The organism is Blastococcus mobilis (genome assembly GCF_900188025.1).
Classification (GTDB): domain Bacteria; phylum Actinomycetota; class Actinomycetes; order Mycobacteriales; family Geodermatophilaceae; genus Blastococcus_B; species Blastococcus_B mobilis.
Window position 1 is genome coordinate 1 of sequence record NZ_FZNO01000065.1, and the last position, 3,695, is coordinate 3,695.

Below are 3,695 nucleotides of genomic sequence, written 5' to 3' on the forward strand. Positions count from 1 at the left end.
GTCACCGCCTTCAGGACCGGTGCGGACACGTCCAGGCTGGCACGATGAGACATAGCGGGCTCCCGGGGAAGAGGAGATCGGCTTTGGCGAGACGATCTTGACCCCGAGAGCCCGCGCCTACATCTGGAACCCGCGCTCCGACCAGCGGCGATGCAATTCAGCCCGCTGAACCTGGTGAGAAAACCTCAATGTCCGAATATATGTGATGTCCGCTACCCACAGACAGTTCGGGGCGGGCGCGGTGAACTGCCGGTCCACCAGGTCAGCCCGCCGGTCTAGGCCGACGCCCGGCACGGTCGTCCGTGGCGCCGCCGGCGCAGAACGGCGCACGCCGTGCAGGCCATCGGCGCGCATCAGCCTCTCGACAGTGCAGCGGCCACTCGATGGCCCTGGCGGACCAACTCGGCGTGCAGTTTCTTCGCGCCGTACACCGAAAAGTTGTCCTTGTGCACTCGGCGAATGTGCTCGACGGTCGCCTTGTCGGTCTGTGATCGTTTCGACGGTGGCCTGATCTTGGCGGCATAGCAAGTCTGCGGGGCGACCTGCAACCGCTTGCAGATCGGCTAATGGCCGCGCAAGTCGGCGGGGGGACGCCTTCAGATATCGGCAGGACTGCCCAGTCCTTGGTCGAAACCGACGCCCCCCGTCGACTGCGCCCGCGCCTCGGACAGGATCGTGGATCGAGTCGACCGCAGGGCCATCCCTTCACCGGCGGTGAGCGAACAGCTCTCCGACAGATCGGGAGTCCCTGCGGCGAGCTGGGGTCACGAACGACTGATCGGGTGTCGGGCCGTCGAGCCCTGCCATTGGCACGCCGAATGGTCCGGCACCGTTCCGGACGGGAAACGAGCAACGGAAGCGAGGAACGGACGTGGGCATCTTCTGCGGGATCGACTGGGCCGAGGACCACCACGACATCGCCATCGTCGACGAAGCCGGAACACAGCTGGCCAAGCGGCGGATCGGTAACGGCGCCGCCGGCTATGCCGCCCTGCTGGGCCCGCTGGCCGAACACGGCGACACCGCCGAGCAACTGACGCCGGTGGCCATCCAGACCGGTCGTGGACTGCTGGTGGCCTGTCTGCAGGCCAGCGGCCGGGACGTCTACGTGATCACTCCGATGACCGCCGCGCGCTACCGGGAACGCACGGCGGTGGCCCGCTCGAAGTCCGACGCCGGTGACACGCTGATGCTGGCCAACATCCTGCGCACCGACCGCCACGCGCACCGGCCGATGCCCAAGGACAGCGAAATCGTCCGGGCCATCGCGGTGCTCGCCCGCGCCGGACAGGACGCCTTCTGGAACCAACAGCAGATCGCCAACCAGCTGCGCTCGGTGCTGCGGGAGTACTTCCCCGCCGCGCTGCGAGCCTTCCAGGTCAAGCACATCGGCTTGGCCAGCCCCGAGGCTCGGATTATCCTGGCCGCCACGCCGACGCCTACCGCGGCCGCGCGGCTGACGAAGGCGCGGCTGCGGACGCTGCTCAAGCAGGCGGGCCGCCAACGCAACATCGAGGCGTGGACCGAGCGGCTGCACGGGATCTTTCGGGACGAGTCCCTGCGCCACAGTCGCCGGGTGGAGGACGCCTTCGGCCACCAGACCCGCGCCCTGCTGCTCCAGCTGGACGCCGCCACCCGAGCCACCGCCCAGCTCCTCGAGGCCACCAAGGTCGCCTTCGCCGAGCACCCCGACGCCGAGATCATCACCAGCTTCCCTGCCCTGGGGGTGATCACCGGTGCCCGGGTGCTGGCAGAGCTCGGTGAGGACCGCGACCGGTTCTCCGATCCCCGGGCGCTCAGGCCTACGCCGGAGCGGCACCGGTCACTCGGGCCTCCGGCAAGGTGCACCTGGTCATGCACCGCCGGGTGAAGAATGACCGCCTCGCGCGGCCGGCTACGTGTGGACCTTCGCCGCCCTGACTAAGCCTCGATCCACCGATGGGCTGAGGGTGGTGGATAGGCGCAGGAACACGAGAATGCCCTTCTGACCTGGGAAGATACGACTTGCTTAGGGTCCGTATCGCCAGTTCAGAAGGGCATCTCGTAGATGCAACTTTCTCACACCCGCCCGGTGGTGTCCGCGACGTTCGATGAGCCCAACCTCGTGTCGGCGGCGGGCCTGATTCCGCTGATGGCACTCGCCCGCAAGGCCGGGCTGCGCGAGCTGGCCGACGAGCGGATGAGCGTGCCGACGGACAAGGGCGCCAACGCCGGGCTGAAGCTCTCCTCGCTGGTGGCGGGAATGGCCGCCGGCGCGGACAGCATCGATGACATGGCCCTGCTGCGGCACGGCGGAATGGGCAAGGTCTTCACCGGTGCCTACGCTCCCTCGACGCTGGGCTCGTTCCTGCGCTCTTTCACCTTCGGTCACGTCCGCCAAGCCGATGCCGTGGCCTCACGGTTCCTGCTCAACCTCGCCGAGCACACCGAACTGCTCGGTCCCGACGACGCCAGGGGCACGGTGATGGTCGATATCGACGACACCATCATCGAGGTCCACGGATATCAGAAGCAGGGCGCGGCGTTCGGGTACTCCGGGGTCCGAGGCCTGAACGCCCTGCTCGCCACGGTCTCCACCGATCAGAGCGCGCCGGTGATCGCGGCCCAGCGGCTGCGCAAGGGTTCGGTGGGCTCGCCGCGCGGGGCTGCTCGGCTGGCCACCGACACCCTCGCGCTGATCCGCCGCAGCCAGCTGACGGGCCGGGACGTGTTGGTGCGCGCGGACTCGGCGTTCTACTCCCACGCCCTCGTCGTGGCGGTGCTGAGTGCCAGCGCGCAGGTCTCGATCACCGTGCGGATGGACGCGGCCGTCAAGCGCGCGATCACAACGATCGCCGAGGACGCGTGGACCACGATCAAGTACACCGACGCGATCTACGACGAGACCACCAGCACGTGGATCTCCAAGGCTCAGGTCGCCGAGATCCCCTTCACCGCCTTCACCTCGAAAAGGAAGACCGACCAGGTCCCCGGCCGCCTCATCGTCCGCCGCATCCCCGACCTCAACCCCAAGACGAACCAGGGCCAGGAAACGCTGTTCGACACCTGGCGCTTCCACGCCTTTTTCACCACCACGGCGCCCGAGGAGCTCGACACGGTCGCCGCGGACCAGACCCACCGGCGGCACGCGATCATCGAGAACGTCCACGCCGACCTCAAGGCCTCCGCCCTGGCTCACCTGCCCTCCGGCGTCTTCAACGCCAACGCCGCCTGGCTCGTCTGCGCCGTCATGGCCTTCAATCTCACCCGCGCCGCCGCATCCCTGACCACAACCCCCGCCCTGGCCAGAGCGGCGACAGCGACGCTTCGCCGCAAGCTCATCAACGTCCCGGCCCGGATCGCGACCTCCGCCCGGCGACTGCGCCTGCACCTGCCCACCAACTGGCCCTGGGAGCAGGCCTGGTCCGCGCTCTACCAGGACGTACTTCCTGCACGAGCCCCCGCGACCTGAACATCGCCCCACCGCCCCCTACGACCGATGAACATCAGTGGAAAGGCCGGGCAGACCGGCGACTTCCTCATGCCCGAGAACCGCCGCGGCCACCTCGCCGGAACTCACCGGCGACACCCCAGCCCATCGGTGGATCGAGGCTAAGAGCCCCCGCCAGTAGGTCAGCGGATGCGTCGTGATCGTGGTCGGGTGTCCCAGCGGTAGAGCAGCCAGACGGCCCGGCGCAGCGCACGGACGGTGACGA

The 3,695-nt window shown here is 68.4% G+C and carries 3 protein-coding genes; 2 read left to right on the forward strand and 1 reads right to left on the reverse strand.

Features of this window, described 5'->3' with window-relative positions; genetic code table 11:
- Positions 1-353: 353 nt before the first annotated feature.
- Positions 354-548: an IS3 family transposase gene (locus CHB94_RS26920; protein ID WP_368073880.1), complete on the reverse strand. Its 195-nt coding sequence runs from the start codon at positions 546-548 to the stop codon at positions 354-356.
- Positions 549-871: 323 nt separating this feature from the next.
- Here CHB94_RS26920 and CHB94_RS24185 point away from each other — a divergent pair, with 323 nt between their 5' ends.
- Together CHB94_RS24185 and CHB94_RS24190 are read left to right on the forward strand one after the other, a co-directional pair.
- The gene (locus CHB94_RS24185; protein ID WP_176445740.1) at positions 872-1,870 is read left to right on the forward strand and encodes an IS110 family transposase; all 999 of its coding nucleotides are present in this window, start codon (positions 872-874) and stop codon (positions 1,868-1,870) included.
- A 177-nt stretch (positions 1,871-2,047) separates the two neighbouring features.
- A complete protein-coding gene (locus CHB94_RS24190; RefSeq protein WP_089339090.1) occupies positions 2,048-3,451 on the forward strand; it encodes an IS1380 family transposase in 1,404 nt (467 codons plus the stop codon).
- Positions 3,452-3,695 lie beyond the last annotated feature (244 nt).

What these genes read in the sequence shown, in the direction of transcription:
- CHB94_RS24190 (WP_089339090.1), top strand. Translation starts at nt 2,048, where the DNA reads ATGCAACTTTCTCACACCCGCCCGGTGGTGTCCGCGACGTTCGATGAG.